Raw genomic sequence first — 15,998 nt, 5'->3', positions numbered from 1 at the left:
CACAACAATACAAACCATCTGGCTTCAAGCGGCTGGGCATGAAACCCGGTCACGGTATTGGGCGCTTGCGTGGCGTGCTACCTGCGCCCCTCGCGCAGCCATGCGCCCAGGGCAAACCCTGCCGCCAGCAGTAACCACAGCCAGCCCGGCAACAAGGCGGCACTGCGCAGTTCGGTTGTCAGATAGGCGTCGCGCGGGGTCAGCCCCAGCCAGTTCCGCCCTGCCGCGGTGCGCCCTTCGCGCACAAGCCGCAGATCGGGCATGCCATCTTCCAGTTCAACCACGCCGCCACGTTGTGAATCGACCAGCGTGCGCAAATGCCCCGATGTGGCGATGGTTTCTTCAAACTCGCGCGGGGCGCGGGGGCCAAGTGCAACGACCGTGTCCAGTTCCCCGTCTGACAGCCGATACAGCCCCACTTCGGGCGCGTCCCATTCCGCGCGGTATTCGCCCGGCCCGTCTTCGCGCAGTTGGGTGACGGTTTCGGTGCCGTCGGGGGCCGTGATTGTCACTTCTCCCACCTCGTCGCGCAGGGTGCGGCGCAAAATGGTGATACGGTTGCCTTCGGATGTGGCCGTCAGGGTTTCTTCTTCAAGTTCAGGTTCGCCCATCATCCAATGTGCAAGCCTGCGCAGCAATTCCAGTTGGGGCCCGCCCCCTTCAAATCCGCGATCCCAAAGCCATGTCTGGTCCGATGCCAGCAACGCAAGGCGCCCGTTTCCGACGCGGTCCAGCATCAGCAGCGGGCGGTCATTCACGCCGGTCATGACAACCTGTCCGCGCTCATGCTCCATTTCAATCTGACGGAACCAGCGTCCCCAAGCAGGGCTGCCATCCTCGGATGCGGGGGCCTGATCCTGCAAGCCGCCTGTCACGGGGTGGCGTTGGCCAAGTTCCGTGATCTGGGGGCGAAACCCCTGTTCAATAACGCGCGCTGTCGGGCGGGCTGGAAATATATCGCCCAAGGGCGACCGCCAGATCGATTCGGCCCCTGCCAGTTCCGGCCCACCCACGACCAGCAGCGCGCCGCCTTCTTCCACATATCGCGCGATATTGCTGAAATACGCATTGGGCAGGATGCCCCGACGGCGGTAGCGGTCAAAGATGATCAGATCAAATTCATCGATCTTTTCGACAAACAGCTCGCGCGTGGGAAAGGCAATCAGCGACAATTCATCCACCGGAACACCATCCTGGCGGTCAGGCGGGCGCAGAATGGTGAAATGCACCAGATCGACGGCCGGATCGGATTTCAGCAGGTTGCGCCATGTGCGTTGCCCTGCATTCGGTTCACCCGATACCAGCAGCACACTCAGCCGGTCGCGCACCCCGTTGATCTGGACAATGGCGGCGTTATTGCGGGTGGTCAGTTCCCCCGGTGCTTCGTCCAGTTCGAACTGCAAAACATTCATTCCCCCGCGATCAAGGGTGACGGTCAGTTCCATCTCTTCGCCAATCGGCACCATGGCGGATTGTTCTTCCGCACCGTCAATGGAATAGCGCAGCGTCGTAAAACGCGACGTGTCGGGTGGAACCGCGCCCTGATCTTCGACCTTCAGGGTCAGGGTCACAGGTTCGCCCAGAATGGCGAAGGCGGGTGCATTGCGAATGATCAGCCTGCGATCCCAGTCACTGGCCAGTCCGGTTTTCAGCAGATGGGTCGGCGCAGGCACGGACACCGGCAGGTCGGCATCATGCACCTGCCCGTCAGATACCACGAAAACCCCCGCAAGCCGGTCGCGCGGCAGGTCTGCCAATGCCTCGGCCAAGGCGGTGTTCAACTGTGTGCCAGCGTTACCTGCATCGTCTGCGACGGTGACGATGCGCGTATCCATTGCCAGATCCGCAAGCGAGCCTTCCAGATGGGCAAGGGCCGCTTCGGTCTGCGCGTCGCGTCCCCCGATCCGGTTTGATGCCGTGTCATCCACCAAAACCAGCGCGATGTCGGAGAGTGGTTCACGCGTTTCGTTTTGCAAGGACGGGTTGGCCAGTGCGGCCAGAACCGCCAGTGCCGCCAGCCCGCGCAACCACCAGCCGCGCAGCCCCTGCCATAGCGCCAGTGCGACCATTGCCGCCGCCAGCCCTGCCAGAACCCATAGCGCCAAGACAGGCACCAGCGGGGCGAATACGATATCTTGGGTGCCTGTCATTGTCCCAACCTTTCCAGCAGGGCGGGCACATGCACCTGATCGGATTTGTAATTACCGGTCAGCACATGGGTAATCAGGTTGATCCCGAACCGATAGGACATTTCGCGCTGCCGTTCGCCCGTGACGCCCATGCCGATGCGGAACATGGGCTGCCCGCCTTCATCCACGGCCCATGCGGACGCCCAGTCATGCCCGCCGACAATAACGGGTGTGACCCCGTCATTGAGGTTGCGAAACGGCATGCCGTCGGCCTGTTCTGCATCTGGCGGTGCGGCTTCGACCCAGACATCGCGGCCGGTGTGGCGGCCCGGAAATTCCTGCAACAGATAGAAGGTGCGCGTCAGCACATGATCTTCGGGCACAGGTTCCAACGGCGGAATGTCCAGCGGGCGTGCGATGGCTTGCAGGCGGCGCGCTTCGGGGGTGGTGCGTGTCAGCCCTGCCAGTTCAGCATCGCGCGTGTCGAACATGATCATCCCGCCCCCGCGCAGGTAGCGGTTCAGTTTCGTATAGGCCGCGTCCGACGGGATTGGCGTATCTTCGGTGATGGGCCAGTAAATGAACGGAAAGAAGGTCAGTTCATCGCGTTCCAGATCAACCCCGATGGGGGCGGCCGGTTCAACAGATGTCCGCTGGTACAGCACCCGCCCCAAACCGCGCAGGCCCGCCTGCGCCACATCATCGATGCGCGAATTGCCCGTCAGCACATGTGCCAGAACCACATCCGATGTCGCCGCCAGTGCCAGCCGGTCATCGTCGGCGCGGGCATCTTGCGGCATGCCGAACGCCATGAATGCCCCGACCAGAAATGCAGCCGTCACACCGCCGCGTCCGCGCCGCAACCGGCCCGAGAGCCAAAGTGCGGCCAGAATGTCGAGTGTTAATGCGCCAAAGCCCGCCAGCAAAAACAGTGCCTTCAGGTCACGTTCCTGTGCCACACTGTCGCGTTCCAGCGGTAGTGTGGATGGCCATTGGCTGGGAACAAGCGTCATATCGTCCTGGCCTATGTTCAGTGCAAAACTGCCAGCCGCGCTGGTATAGACACCGGGCGGCAGGTCTGGCCCGAAGGCACGGTCTGCAAGTGCGCTGCCTGCCACAACAGGCGCGGCGCTGGCATCCAGAACCTGCCCGAAGCCGTCAAGGGCGCGCTGGGGCTGCCAGTCCATGCCTGCCAGTTCCTGCGCGTCAGGTGTGGTGGGGCGGGTGGACAGGGCCAGCCGTTCCAGCATGTCCACAAACAACCCCGAGAGTGGCAGGTTGGACCAGTCCGCATTGGCAGTGGTGTGAACCAGAACGACCTGACCGCTGCCACTGAACTTGCGTGTGACCAGTGGTGTGCCATCAGCAAGCGACGCAATGGTGCGTTCACCCAGTCCGGGGTCGGGTTGGGCCAGCACCTGCGCGCTGATCGTGACATCACGCGGAATGCTTAGCCCCGCAAAGGGGGAATCCGGTGCAAACTCGCGCAGGCTGCGCGGTTCACCCCAACTCATGGCGCCGCCGACCGTGCGCCCGCCAATGCGCAGACGGACCGGCAACAAGGGGTCTTCTTCGCTGCGCGCCACATCGCTTGCGGCCAGACGTGGCCCTGCAAAACGCAACAGCAGCCCGCCATCATTGACGAAATCCAGCACCTGCGCGGATTCAACTTCGGACAATTGCGCAATATCGACAAGAACCAATGCATCAGGAGAGGTCAGCAAAAGGTCGTCGACGGATGCACTTTCGATCAGTTCCGACACCGGACCAAGCGCTTGGCGCAGATACAGAAACGGTGACAACAGATCCAGCCCCTCGCGCCCCTCGCGCCCCGTCAGCAAGGCAACCTTGCGGCGTTGAAGCGCGTCATCTGTCAGGGCCACGGCACCGGCGCTGCGTTCACCCGTTATCTGGAAACGGGTAATCCTGTTGCGCAGTTCCGGCTGCAATGTCAGCTCCAGCGCGGCAGTGGTGCTGTCGTCGCCAAAGCTGGCCGTGCCGCTGGCCAGCACCCGTTCCATCCCCGCAGGGTCGCGGCCAGTCGCCGCTATCTGGATGTCTTGCTGCGCCAGACCGGCAGGGCGATAGGCCGTAAGCTGCACCACGCCATCACGCAAAACCGGCGGTGCCAGTGTCATGACAGGGCGCGATGTTTCAAAGACAGTCACCGCGCCGCGCCGCTGCAACAGATCCAAAGCCGCGGACCGGTAAGGATGGTCCAGCCCGTCGGACAGCCAGTAACTGTCGAAACCGCCCGTCAGTTCCCCAAGCCATTCCTGCACGCGTTCCGCATCGGGCGCATAGGGGGCAGGGGCAAGTGCGGGCAGGCGTTCCAGCCAGTGATCGGCCGTGCGAAAGGTAATTTCGCCTGCTGGCAGGTCGGTCAATGCAACCACAGCGACAGGGCGGTCGGTGCGGCCTGCTTCGGTCACAATATCGCGTATTCGCGCCTGCCGCTGGGGCCAGTCGCGGGCACTTGCCCAGCTTGCATCGGTGATGACCAGCAGCGGCCCAGTGCCGTCGCGCGCGGGTTGGGGGTTCAGCACGGGGCCAGCAAAGGCGATGATCAATGCGGCCACTGCCAATGCGCGCAGCACCAGCAGCCACCACGGCGTGCGGTCTGTTTCAGACGTTTCATCCTTCAGCCCGATCAGCAGCGCCACCCCCGGAAAACGCCGGATGACCGGCGCGGGCGGCACTGCGCGTAGCAGCCACCACAGCAGGGGCAGCGCAATCAGGGCCAGCAGCAGGGCGGGGGTTGCAAATCCTATTGGTCCAACAGTGAACATCAGCGCACCCGCCTTGCATCAAGCTGTTGCCAAAGCCACATCAGCGCAAGGCCGGGGGGCTGGTCGGTATGGTGGGTCAGCATCTGCCATCCGGTTGCGCGCGCAAGATCTGCCAGCATATCCTTGCGTTCCGCCAGACGGTTGCGATAGCGCGTGCGCAAATCGGCGGCGCGCAGTGTTTCATGGCGCAAGCCCCCCCCCATCGACGTGAAGATGGACCGGCCCTGATAGGGGAATTCTTCTTCAGCGGGGTCCAGAATTTGCACCAGCGCCCCGCGCACGCCCCGATCGGCCGCGCGCCCAACCGCATCTTGCAGCGCAGTCTGATCGCCCAGAAAATCGGACAGAAACACAGTCTGGCTGTGCGCGGGCAAAACGGACATAGGCGGTGTGCCATAATCTTCCGCGCTATGGTGTTGCATCAACCGCGCGGCCAGCGGATCAAGCTGCGCGCGGCCCGCGCGCGGTGGCATATCCGGCATCAGGCCCACACGTTCGCCCCCCTTCAGCAACAACACGGATAGTGCCAGCGCAAGCACCCTTGCGCGGTCGGCTTTTGACGGGCGCGACCGGTGGCCCGAAAAGTCCATGGCCTGTGATTGATCAACCCATAGCGTCACGGCTTGTGCGGCCTGCCATTCAGTTTCGCGCACAAAATGCGCATCTGACCGCGCCGAGCGCCGCCAGTCGATACGCGCACCCCAATCTGATGCGGTTGCAGGCCGGTATTGCCAGAATTCATCGCCCGTGCCCGCGCGCCTGCGCCCGTGCGCGCCCGGCAGGACCGAGGCTGCCAGTTGCTCGGCCTGCGCCAGCAACGCGGGCAGGGGGGCGGCAAGCCCTTCTGCGCGGCTGCGAAGGGTGGCTTGCAGGTCGGCATCTGTTTGGGTCAAGCAGCGTCCTCCATCCGGGTGGCGGTGGCGGCGACACGGTCGATGATCGCGCCAAGGTTTTCGCCGCGTGCCCGTGCGGCAAAACCAAGAGCCATACGGTGCGATAGCACGGGCCGTGCCATGGCTGCGACATCTTCCAGCGATGGCGCCAGCCGCCCGTCCAGCAGCGCGCGTGCGCGCACCGTCAGCATAAGCGCCTGCGCCGCGCGCGGCCCCGGTCCCCAACTGACAGCGTCGCGCGCGGCTTCATGGGCTTCCGGCTCGTCCGGGCGGCAGGCGCGGACCAGATCCAGAATCGCATCCACCACACCTGCACCAACCGGCATGCGGCGCAACAATGCCTGTGCCTCCAGCAATTCAGCCGCAGTGAAAACCTGATGGGCTGCACTATCTTCAAGACCGGTTGTCGCCATCAGGATGTCGCGTTCTGTGTCGCGGTCGGGATAGACGACATCAATCTGCACCAAAAACCGGTCCAGCTGCGCTTCGGGCAAGGGATATGTGCCTTCTTGTTCAATCGGGTTCTGGGTGGCCAGCACATGGAACGGGCGTTCCAGCCGGTGATGTGCGCCCGCGACGGTGACTTCGCCTTCCTGCATGGCCTGCAACAGCGCAGCCTGCGTGCGCGGGCTGGCGCGGTTGATTTCATCTGCCATCAGCAACTGACAGAAAATCGGCCCGTTGATGAACCGGAACGCACGCTTGCCATCGTCAGAGATGTCCAGCACTTCCGACCCCAGAATGTCCGCAGGCATCAGGTCGGGCGTAAACTGAATACGGTTGCCCTTCAGGCCCATGACGGTTGACACAGTATCTACCAGCCGCGTTTTGCCCAGACCGGGCAGGCCAATCAAAAGGCCGTGGCCACCGCACAGCATGGCGGTCAGCGTCAGGTCAACGACGTTTTTCTGACCGATGAAGCGGCGGTTTATGCTGGCGCGGGCCTGTGCCAGTTTGTCGCCCAAAGCCTCGATCGCGGCGATCAGGTCGGTTTCAGTGCTCATCGGGGCGCTCCTTCGGGGTGATTTTTCGTGTCAAACGACTATCTATCAGATTGTGACATATCGCATAGGCGGCCAATGACAAAAACATCTGATGAACAAAATAGCGTGACCCCGTCGGCAGATACGCTGGCGCAGGCGGCACAAGCCGCCGCAAAAGGCAAAGGTTTGCCCCCTGTGCATCTGTGGAACCCGCCTTTTTGCGGGGATCTGGATATGCGCATTGCGCGGGACGGGACGTGGTTTTATCAGGGCACACCCATTGGCAGGCCCGCCTTGGTGCGGTTGTTTTCGACCATTCTGAAGCTGGAAGATGGCAAGTATTTCCTGGTCACACCTGTTGAAAAGGTGGGAATCACCGTGGATGACGCGCCCTTTGTTGCGGTGGATTTCCGTATTGACGGGACCGGACAGGGACAGGAAATAGTGTTCATAACCAATGTTGGCGATGAAGCTCCCGCAGGCGCGGACCACCCCATTCGCGTTATTCGCGACAGGGATACTGGTGAACCTGCGCCCTATGTCATGATCCGCGACGGGTTGGAGGCCTTGATTGACCGCAAAAGCTTTTACCGGCTGGTGGAATTGTGCACCCATGAGATGCATGCAGGCGCGCAGTGGTTTGGCATCTGGTCGGGCGGGGTGTTTTTCCCTGTGATTGCGTCTGACGAACTTGGGTAGCATTTCGGTTTGGCCTTTTACGGTCATTCACGTTTGCACAAAGCCCGCGCCAGCGGTGGGCCGGGGTCTGCCGATCCGACATTATAAGAATGCAGTTTATGCAGGCTGCATATCCTTACTTCAATGGCTTGGATTGCCATCAGCCAAATCGGCAGGCCGCGGGACGGCCCACCGATGGCGCGGCGGGCTGCGCCCTTTGCTCCGCGCCTTGGGGCTTTCCCGATGTCTGCACAAGGCCATCTTCAACCGGCCTTGTGTTTCGCCGACCGCGCCTGCGTGGATCGTCACACCCCGATCATCGTGCCTTGCAGCACCGCCACCACCTTGCGGGTGTACCCTGACACTGCGGTCACTTCCGCGCGCACGACAATAAGCCTGCGGCCTGCGCGGACAACCTCGCCGGTGGCTTCCAGTGTGTCGCCCATGGCGGGGGATAACAGGTTGATCTTCATCTCGGCGGTCATCACCTCCTGCCCTGCGGGCATGGTGGTCAGCGCGGCATAGCCCGCGGCAGAATCGCCCAGTGCGAAAGCAACCGCCGCATGTGCCGCGCCGTGTTGCTGGCCGTATGCTGGCAGGATCGGGGCATGAATGATGCAGCGCCCCTGCATGGCCGCTTGCAATTCGGCATTCAGGCTGGCCATCATGGATTGTCGGGCAAAACTGTCTGCAATGCGCGGATCAATCATGGCACGAACTCCGGTTTGCTGGCATGGGCGGCGCGCTGTTGCCTGCATTGGCATATGTATAAGGGGCACCGCCATGTTGTATCAGGAACTTATCCGGCGCAAGCGCGATGGCGAAGCGCTGACCCCCGCAGACCTGCGCGCGATTGTGGCGGGCATTTGCGACGGCAGCATGGGCGATGCGCAGCTTGGCGCGTTTTCAATGGCTGTGGTGTTGCGTGGCATGGACCTGAGCGAACGTGTCGCCCTGACCACAGCCATGCGCGATTCGGGGGCGGTGCTGGAATGGGATCGCGGTCCGGTGATCGACAAGCATTCTACGGGTGGTATCGGGGACACGGTGTCACTGATGCTGATGCCCGCCATGGCGGCCTGCGGGGCGGTGGTGCCAAGCATTGCGGGGCGGGGCCTTGGGCATACCGGTGGCACGCTGGACAAGCTGGAATCGATACCGGGGTATGACATCGCCCCGGATGCCGCACGCCTGCGGCGCATCGTTGCACAGACCGGCTGCGCGATTGTGGGGCAGACCGCCGCGCTTGCGCCTGCCGACAAGCGGTTCTACGCCATCCGCGATGTCACCGGCACTGTGGAATCACTGGATCTGATAACCGCGTCGATCCTGTCCAAGAAACTGGCGGCGGGGTTGGATGCGCTGGTGCTGGATGTGAAATGCGGCAACGGGGCGTTCATGGCCGATCTGGATGCCGCGCGCGGTTTGGCGCGCGCGCTGGTGGATGTGGGCAACGGGGCTGGTTGCCGGACCGTGGCATTGATTACCGACATGTCGCAACCCCTTGCTGGCGCTGCGGGCAACGCGCTGGAAGTGCGCCTGGCGCTGGATTTCCTGACCGGACATTCGGTTGATGCGCGCCTGTGGCAGATTACCTGCGCGCTGGGCGCGGAGGCGCTGACCCTTGCAGGTCTGGCGCGCGATCCCGAACAGGGCTTTTCCATGCTGGAACACGCCTTTCGGTCGGGTGCTGCGGCAGAATGCTTCGGGCGTATGGTGGCCGCACTTGGTGGTCCGGCGGATTTGCTGGAAAATGCATCTGCATATCTACCTGTCGCCCCTGTGGTGCAGGTGGTAGCGGCCCCGACATCGGGGGTGGTGGCAGGCTATGACACGCGCGCCATTGGGCTTGCGGTCATCGGTCTGGGGGGTGGCCGGCGGCAGCCTTCGGACAGCATAGACCCGCGCGTGGGGTTTGCAGACATCGCCCCTGTCGGCACAAGGCTGAACGCGGGCGACGCGCTGGCACTCGTCCATGCCGCAGATGGCGACAGTGCAGCGACGGCGGCAGTGGCATTTGTGAACGCGTGCCAGATTGGCGATGTGGCAAAACCTCCCGCGCCGCTGGTTCTGGACAGGATCAGCGCGTGATCACGCGCCCGTCCTGTGGCGCCACCGCAGCGCGGCCATTGTGCCAAGCATGGCCAGCAGGGCACCCCACAGGGGCACATCCCCGAAGCGCGCATAAATCGTGGGCGGAAGGGCGGCGGGCAAGGGCGCGTCCAGAAATCCGGTTTCGCCCAGTCCCAGTTCGGCAACCAGCCCGCCGCGCGCATCAATCACGGCAGATACACCGGTATTGGCCGAACGCAGCACCGGCAATCCCTGTTCTACCGCGCGCAGCCGTGCCTGCGCCAAGTGCTGGAACGGGCCTGTCATTTCACCAAACCAGGCGTCATTGGTGACCTGCAACACCCAGTCGGGGCGTTCCGTGCCGCGCAGATGCCGTGGAAAGATGGATTCGTAGCAGATCAGCGGCAATGCATGGCCCAATGGACCGAAATCCAGCAGGGCAGGGCCGGGACCGGGGCTGTAGCCTTGAAGCACCTGCGCGGCAAATCCCGCCAAACCGCTGCCCAGCAGAAATTCCGACAGCGGGACATATTCGCCAAACGGCACCAGATGGTGCTTGTCATAGACTTGGGTGACCCGTGCTGTGATGTCCAGAATTGCCAGACTGTTGTAATAGCGACCATCATCATAGCGTTGCACGCCGAACCCAAGCAGCGTGTCGGGGCCGTGTTCATGCGCGGCCTGCGCCATGGCGGCAAGCCCGTCGCCTGCATATTCCAAAAAGAACGGCACAGCCGTTTCCGGCCAGACAATCAGTGCGGGCGCAGGGCTGGCGGGTGCGGCGGTCTGGTCCAGAAGGCGGTTGAAAAAACGCTGCGGGTTGTCACCTTGCCACTTTTCGGCCTGCGGGGCGTTGGGCTGTGCCAGCCGGACCACATGATCCGCGGGTGCAGGAAGGTCTGTCCGGGTGCTGCCCCAGACCCATAGGGTTCCCATAAGTGCCACGCTGGCCAGAACCGCGCCCCCGCGCTGCGGCATTGAACGCCCAAGTGCGGGCAACACTGCCACCACCACCACAAGCAAGCTCAATCCGCCCGCGCCCGCAAATGCGGCAAGCTGCATCAATGGCGTACCTACCAGCACATGCCCCAGCATGGCCCATGGAAACCCCGTGAATATCCAGCCGCGCAGCAATTCCAGCGTGATCAGTGCGGCCACCAATGCAACCAGTCGACCGCGCCCATGGCCCAGTCGGGCGGCCATCCATCCGGCAACAGCCCAGAACAGCGCCATGCCGCCTGCCATCAGCACCAATGCAAACGGGGCCATCCAGCCATGGCGTTCGGGTTCAATGAAAAATGGCTCCACAATCCAGAACAGGCTGGCTGCGAAATACCCTGTTCCCGCCGCCCATAAGCGCCACCCCCAGCTTCGGGGCATGGCCTGCAATGGCAGCGCGCAAAACATTACCAGAAGCGCCGCAATGGTTGCCCACCACCACCCGACCGGTGCCTGACCCGCCGCCATAATGGCACCAAGCGCACCATAGCCAAGCAGCGCTGTCCATGCAGCGAAGCGCCGTTCCCCGTGCCTTTCGGGGTCCGGTCCGCCATTCGGGGGGCGCGGGCTGTTGCCCGTCATGGCGCGACAGGTTCACGCAAGGCTTCGGGAATGTGGATGCGCAACCGTTCTATCCGGCGCAGGCCCGCTTCGATAACTTCGAATTCAAGGCCGGAGTCATGCGCAATCAATTCCCCGCGCACCGGCACGCGCCCGACCAGCACAAAGACCAGACCGCCCAATGTGTCGATTTCCTCGTCCTCATCCTCGGCGGTCAGGGCAAAGCCAAGCCGAAGTTCCAGATCTTCCAGGGGGGTGCGGGCATCTGCCAGCCATGTGGCAGGGGTTTCTTCCTGAATATGGGCCTCTTCGGCGGTGTCGTGTTCATCCTCGATCTCGCCCACGACCTGCTCCAGCAGATCCTCGATGGTGACCAGCCCGTCCACGCCGCCATATTCGTCGATCATCAGGGCAAAATGCGTGCGCTCTGCCTGCATCTTGCGCAGCAGCACCCCCAGCGGCATGGACGGGGGCACATACAGGATGGGGCGCAGCAGCGGGGCCAGTTCAAGGCTGTGATGGCCGTTGAATCCGTAGTGCAACGCCAGATCCTTCAGCAGTAGCAGGCCTACGGGGTTATCCAGCGTTTCGGCATACACGGGAATGCGCGAATAGCCGGAATCGCGAAAGGCCTGCACAAATTCCGCAAGCTGTGCGCCTTGTTCAACGGCCACGATTTCGGCTTTGGGAACGGCGACATCCTCGACACGCATGTCGGACAGGTTGGCCAGTCCGGGAAGTGCCGGACCCAACCGGCCTGCGCCGTTGTGTTCATCATCGGTATCTTCCGGAGAGAGTGCGTCAAACAGGCGGCCAAACAGGCCGCGCGTCTCGTTGTCTTTTGGATCATCTTGCGCGCGATGCGCCGCTGTAGATCCGTCTGTCGTGTCGCCCATGGGTCCTTTCCAGTGCTAAAGCGGCATTTCTGCCCCGTCCGCATATGGGTCTGCCACCCCCAATAATGCAAGTATGCGGATTTCGATTTCTTCCATCACGGCGGCATCTTTGTCACGAATATGGTCATATCCCAGAAGATGCAGGGTTGAATGCACGACCAGATGGGTCAGGTGATTTTGGAATGCCTTGTCTTGTTCGCGCGATTCGCGTTCGCAGGTGTCATACGATATCGCAATATCACCCAAGGATTCGGGGTCATCAGGGTCACCCGGCGGGGCATGTTCGGGTGTGTCCCCGTCATCACTCGCGCCAAGATCCCAGCTTGGCCAGCTTAGAACGTTGGTTGGCATGGGTTTGCCGCGAAACTGGCTGTTCAACTCTGCAATGCGGGCATCATCACAGGCCAGAAGCACGATTTCATAGCCCGCCGCCTGCATGTTCAGCGCGTTCAATGTTGCGCAGGCGGCGTTTTGTGCCAATGCGTCCAGCGCAACGGCATTCCAGCGATCATCTTCCACAACCAGATCAACCAGTGGCGCAGTGTCAGCCATGCTGCTCTTCGTCGCGTTCATAGGCCTGAATGATGCGTGCGACCAACGGGTGGCGCACGACATCAGCCGATGTGAAGTAGCTGAACCCTATGCCCTTGACGCCTTCAAGGATACGTTCCGCCGCCCGCAAGCCCGAATGCATGCCGCGCGGCAGATCAACCTGACTGCGATCACCGTTAATAGCCATGCGCGACCCTTCGCCCAGACGTGTCAGAAACATTTTCATCTGCATCTCGGTTGCGTTCTGCGCCTCGTCCAGCACAACAAAGGCGTTGGACAGCGTGCGCCCCCGCATGAAGGCCAGCGGTGCAATTTCAATGCGGCGCTCCTCCATCAGTTTTTGCAACTGCTTGCCGGGCAGAAAATCATTCAGCGCATCATAAAGCGGCTGCATGTAGGGGTCGATTTTTTCCTTCATGTCGCCGGGCAGAAAACCCAGACGTTCGCCCGCCTCGACTGCGGGGCGCGACAGCAATATCTTGTCGACATGGCCATCGGTGAACATCTGCACCGCGACCGCTACGGCAATATAGGTTTTGCCGGTCCCCGCAGGACCAATGCCGAAATTCATCTCATTTCCCAAAAGCGCGCGCGCATAGGCCTGCTGCGCTTCGGTGCGGGGGATGATGGTTTTCTTGCGGGTCCGGATTTCCAGCTTGCCGGTGCGGAACATTTCCAGTTGTTCCTGCGGGCCGTCATCATTGGGCGCTGCCTGACCCATGCGGATCAGTGCTGCAATATCGCCCGACTCGATCTGGCGACCTTCTTCCAGCATCTGATACAGGGTGCCAAGGATCTGGGCCACCAACGCGATCACATCTTCAGCCCCGATGATCGTCAACTGGTTTCCGCGCCGCAGGATTTGCACGCCAAGTTGACTTTCAAGATGGGTCAGATTGCGATCATATTCACCGCATAAGTCAACCAGAAGGCGGTTGTCGGAAAATTCCATATGCGATTGCGCTGCTTCCAGCGGGGTGTGTGGCGGGGTCAAGGCGTCAATGCCCAAGTAGTTCTCCTATGATGGTCGCGAATGCACGCTGTGCCGTTTCTTCATGCTGCCAATTGCGCCGCCCGCTGGCAAGGATTGTTTGCGTCGCACTGTATGTTGGGGTTACATATCGGCGATGCCCTGCCATTTTGCGTCTAAAATGTAGCGTCAATGTGACAGCGCCGCCGGGAAATGGCCCGCGAGCTGGTGGCGGGTATCAGCCCCCCTGCGCCCGCCAAGACCCTGTTTCAGACATCTATCATGCCAGAACACCGGCAAGTGAATTCGCATTGCTTTCGATGATTCTGACACGCGCGATTTGTCCCTTTTCTACCTGCGGGTCGGTCACATGCACCGCGTGCAGATATTCAGATTTTCCGGTCATCTGTCCAGCAGTCCGTCCCGGCTTTTCGAACAGGACATGCACATCGCGCCCGACCATGCTGTTTTGTATTGTGCGTTGCTGTTCCAGCAGAAGCGCCTGCAACCGGTGCAGGCGGTCCAGTGCCACATCATCGGGCACACCCGCACGTTCGGCCGCAGGTGTTCCGGGGCGCGCCGAGTATTTGAAACTATAGGCCTGCCCGTAGCCCACCTGACGCACCAGCGCCATCGTCTCTTCGAAATCGCGATCGGTTTCGCCGGGGAACCCCACAATGAAATCACCCGACAGCAGCAAATCGGGGCGGGCAATGCGCAAGCGCTCGATCAGGCGCAAATAGCTGTCCGCCGTATGTTTGCGGTTCATCGCCTTCAGAATGCGGTCACTGCCTGATTGCACCGGCAGGTGCAGATAGGGCATCAGCTTGGGTTCATCCCCATGCGCGGCGATCAGGTCATCATCCATGTCATTGGGGTGCGACGTGGTGAAGCGGATACGCTCCAGCCCGTCCACCCGCGCCAATTCACGGATTAACCGCGCCAATGTCCATGCGTCACCGTTGCCCGCGCCATGATAGGCGTTGACGTTCTGCCCCAGCAACGTGATTTCGCGCACCCCGCGGTCCACCAGATCACGCGCTTCCGTCAGAATGCGGTCAACCGGGCGCGACACTTCCGTCCCGCGGGTGTAGGGGACAACACAGAACGCACAAAACTTGTCGCACCCTTCCTGAACCGTCAGAAATGCTGTTGGCCCGCGCCCTGTGCGGGGGGGCTTTGGCAAATGCTCGAATTTGTCTTCTTCGGGAAAATCAGTGTCCACAGCGCGCGCGCCATCGCGCACGGCTTTTTCCATCGCCGGCAGCCGGTGATAGGTTTGTGGTCCGACCACCAGATCCACCAACGGCTGGCGGCGCATGATTTCCTCGCCCTCGGCCTGGGCCACGCAGCCTGCGACACCAATTTTCAGGTCGGGGTTGGCCAGTTTCAGCGGTTTCAGGCGGCCCAGTTCCGAATAGACCTTTTCAGCGGCCTTTTCGCGGATATGGCATGTATTCAGCAAGATCATGTCGGCATCTTCGGCCTGATCGGTCAGCGAATATCCTGACGCGCCCAGCGCTTCGGCCATGCGTTCGCTGTCATAGACATTCATCTGACAGCCATAGGTCTTGATAAATAGCTTCTTGGCGTCGGCCATAGGCCCCCCCTTGCAGCATTTTAGCGGATTGACGAGGCCATAGCGGAAACTCGCCCCACCCTCAAGCCGGTCAGATAGCCGCGCTTGCGGCCTGCGGCAAGCGAAGGGCTGCGCGAATCGGCAGATGATCAGATGCTTTGCGCGCCAACACCGTATCATGCGCGCGCAAATCGCTGATAAGTGCCTGACGACAGCTGATGATGCGGTCCAGTGGCAACACAGGCATTTGCGCCGGAAAGCTGGCAATTGTCGCGGCAGATCGTTTGACCGCGCGCAATTCGCGCCGCATTGGCATAAGCGAGCAGCGCGCGCCCAGCCGCCATTCGTTGAAATCGCCCATCACCAGTGTGGGCCGCCCGTCGCCGCCATCTATTTCTTCGGACAGGCGGCGGGCTTGTAACAGGCGCGATTGATGCAACAGGCCCAGATGGGCGGTGATCAGCCGCAAGGGTTGGCCGTTCAGCCGTATATCGGCAACGATTGCGCCGCGCGCTTCCAGCCCCGGCAGGGTGATGGCGCGTGCCTGTTCGACTTCGGCCCCGCGCAGCAACAACAGGTTGCCGTGCCAGCCATGCGCATGCGTGCCCAGCCTGTCGGTCAATGTCACAGGGGTCAGCCCTGTTTCGGCACGCAACATATCAGGGTCCAGCACGCCCTTGCGGTCGCCAAATCGGCGGTCCACTTCTTGCAAGGCGACAATATCCGCCCCCAATTCGCGAATAACCTGCACGGTGCGTGCAGGATCACGTCGCATATCGGTTCCGACCGCCTTGTGAATATTGTAGGAACTGACAATCAGATCGGACATTGGCCTTTGGGGTTTGAATACAACATGCATATCATATGCGGATCATACGCGCGTTTAACAATAGCAA

The 15,998-nt window shown here is 61.7% G+C and carries 13 protein-coding genes; 2 read left to right on the top strand and 11 right to left on the bottom strand.

Features of this window, described 5'->3' with window-relative positions:
- Positions 1–77: 77 nt before the first annotated feature.
- From P8S53_RS15195 to P8S53_RS15180, 4 genes are read right to left on the bottom strand one after another with little or no spacing between them, the layout of a single operon-like run.
- Positions 78–2,150, bottom strand: a complete 2,073-nt coding sequence (locus P8S53_RS15195) for a hypothetical protein (RefSeq protein WP_277804818.1) — start codon at positions 2,148–2,150, stop codon at positions 78–80.
- Positions 2,147–4,918, bottom strand: coding sequence for a DUF4159 domain-containing protein (locus P8S53_RS15190; RefSeq protein WP_277804817.1), 2,772 nt, complete (start codon positions 4,916–4,918; stop codon positions 2,147–2,149). Before P8S53_RS15190 ends, P8S53_RS15195 begins: the two co-directional genes overlap by 4 nt.
- Entirely contained in the window at positions 4,918–5,811 is an 894-nt protein-coding gene (locus P8S53_RS15185; protein WP_277804816.1) for a DUF58 domain-containing protein, read from the bottom strand. Before P8S53_RS15185 ends, P8S53_RS15190 begins: the two co-directional genes overlap by 1 nt.
- The gene (locus P8S53_RS15180) at positions 5,808–6,815 is read right to left on the bottom strand and encodes a MoxR family ATPase (protein ID WP_277804815.1); all 1,008 of its coding nucleotides are present in this window, start codon (positions 6,813–6,815) and stop codon (positions 5,808–5,810) included. Before P8S53_RS15180 ends, P8S53_RS15185 begins: the two co-directional genes overlap by 4 nt.
- Before the next feature lie 75 nt (positions 6,816–6,890).
- Between P8S53_RS15180 and P8S53_RS15175 the strand changes: the two genes are divergently transcribed.
- On the top strand, positions 6,891–7,493 hold the full coding sequence (locus tag P8S53_RS15175; protein WP_277804814.1) for a DUF1285 domain-containing protein: 603 nt from the start codon (positions 6,891–6,893) through the stop codon (positions 7,491–7,493).
- Between the two features lie 284 nt (positions 7,494–7,777).
- Here P8S53_RS15175 and P8S53_RS15170 read toward each other — a convergent pair whose 3' ends face one another.
- Positions 7,778–8,182, bottom strand: a complete 405-nt coding sequence (locus P8S53_RS15170; RefSeq protein WP_277804813.1) for a PaaI family thioesterase — start codon at positions 8,180–8,182, stop codon at positions 7,778–7,780.
- Positions 8,183–8,255: 73 nt separating this feature from the next.
- Between P8S53_RS15170 and deoA the strand changes: the two genes are divergently transcribed.
- A complete protein-coding gene (deoA, locus tag P8S53_RS15165; RefSeq protein WP_277804812.1) occupies positions 8,256–9,563 on the top strand; it encodes a thymidine phosphorylase in 1,308 nt (435 codons plus the stop codon).
- Here deoA and lnt read toward each other — a convergent pair whose 3' ends face one another.
- From lnt to P8S53_RS15135, 6 genes are all read right to left on the bottom strand, one after another.
- Positions 9,564–11,126 carry an apolipoprotein N-acyltransferase gene (gene lnt / locus P8S53_RS15160; protein WP_277804811.1) on the bottom strand — a complete coding sequence of 521 codons (1,563 nt, stop codon included), beginning with the start codon at positions 11,124–11,126 and terminating at the stop codon, positions 9,564–9,566. It lies immediately after the preceding gene.
- A complete protein-coding gene (locus P8S53_RS15155; protein ID WP_277804810.1) occupies positions 11,123–12,001 on the bottom strand; it encodes a transporter associated domain-containing protein in 879 nt (292 codons plus the stop codon). Before P8S53_RS15155 ends, lnt begins: the two co-directional genes overlap by 4 nt.
- Positions 12,002–12,016: 15 nt before the next feature.
- The gene (gene ybeY, locus P8S53_RS15150) at positions 12,017–12,553 is read right to left on the bottom strand and encodes an rRNA maturation RNase YbeY (RefSeq protein ID WP_277804809.1); all 537 of its coding nucleotides are present in this window, start codon (positions 12,551–12,553) and stop codon (positions 12,017–12,019) included.
- Positions 12,546–13,562, bottom strand: coding sequence for a PhoH family protein (locus tag P8S53_RS15145; RefSeq protein WP_277804808.1), 1,017 nt, complete (start codon positions 13,560–13,562; stop codon positions 12,546–12,548). The genes ybeY and P8S53_RS15145 overlap by 8 nt, the downstream gene beginning before the upstream one ends.
- Positions 13,563–13,803: 241 nt before the next feature.
- On the bottom strand, positions 13,804–15,123 hold the full coding sequence (gene miaB, locus P8S53_RS15140) for a tRNA (N6-isopentenyl adenosine(37)-C2)-methylthiotransferase MiaB (protein ID WP_277804807.1): 1,320 nt from the start codon (positions 15,121–15,123) through the stop codon (positions 13,804–13,806).
- A gap of 70 nt (positions 15,124–15,193) precedes the next feature.
- A complete protein-coding gene (locus tag P8S53_RS15135) occupies positions 15,194–15,931 on the bottom strand; it encodes an endonuclease/exonuclease/phosphatase family protein (protein ID WP_277804806.1) in 738 nt (245 codons plus the stop codon).
- Positions 15,932–15,998: the final 67 nt, after the last annotated feature.

Source organism: Roseinatronobacter sp. S2, assembly GCF_029581395.1.
Classification (GTDB): Bacteria; Pseudomonadota; Alphaproteobacteria; order Rhodobacterales; family Rhodobacteraceae; genus Roseinatronobacter.
This window is presented reverse-complemented; position numbering and strand designations above follow the sequence as displayed.

Excerpts from the sequence above, each read along its gene's own strand:
- P8S53_RS15195 (WP_277804818.1), bottom strand. The coding sequence starts at position 2,150 with ATGACAGGCACCCAAGATATCGTATTCGCCCCGCTGGTGCCTGTCTTG.
- lnt (WP_277804811.1), bottom strand. The coding sequence starts at position 11,126 with ATGACGGGCAACAGCCCGCGCCCCCCGAATGGCGGACCGGACCCCGAA.
- P8S53_RS15175 (WP_277804814.1), top strand. The coding sequence starts at position 6,891 with ATGACAAAAACATCTGATGAACAAAATAGCGTGACCCCGTCGGCAGAT.
- P8S53_RS15170 (WP_277804813.1), bottom strand. The coding sequence starts at position 8,182 with ATGATTGATCCGCGCATTGCAGACAGTTTTGCCCGACAATCCATGATG.
- miaB (WP_277804807.1), bottom strand. The coding sequence starts at position 15,123 with ATGGCCGACGCCAAGAAGCTATTTATCAAGACCTATGGCTGTCAGATG.
- deoA (WP_277804812.1), top strand. The coding sequence starts at position 8,256 with ATGTTGTATCAGGAACTTATCCGGCGCAAGCGCGATGGCGAAGCGCTG.
- P8S53_RS15135 (WP_277804806.1), bottom strand. The coding sequence starts at position 15,931 with ATGTCCGATCTGATTGTCAGTTCCTACAATATTCACAAGGCGGTCGGA.
- P8S53_RS15190 (WP_277804817.1), bottom strand. The coding sequence starts at position 4,918 with ATGTTCACTGTTGGACCAATAGGATTTGCAACCCCCGCCCTGCTGCTG.
- P8S53_RS15180 (WP_277804815.1), bottom strand. The coding sequence starts at position 6,815 with ATGAGCACTGAAACCGACCTGATCGCCGCGATCGAGGCTTTGGGCGAC.
- P8S53_RS15155 (WP_277804810.1), bottom strand. The coding sequence starts at position 12,001 with ATGGGCGACACGACAGACGGATCTACAGCGGCGCATCGCGCGCAAGAT.
- ybeY (WP_277804809.1), bottom strand. The coding sequence starts at position 12,553 with ATGGCTGACACTGCGCCACTGGTTGATCTGGTTGTGGAAGATGATCGC.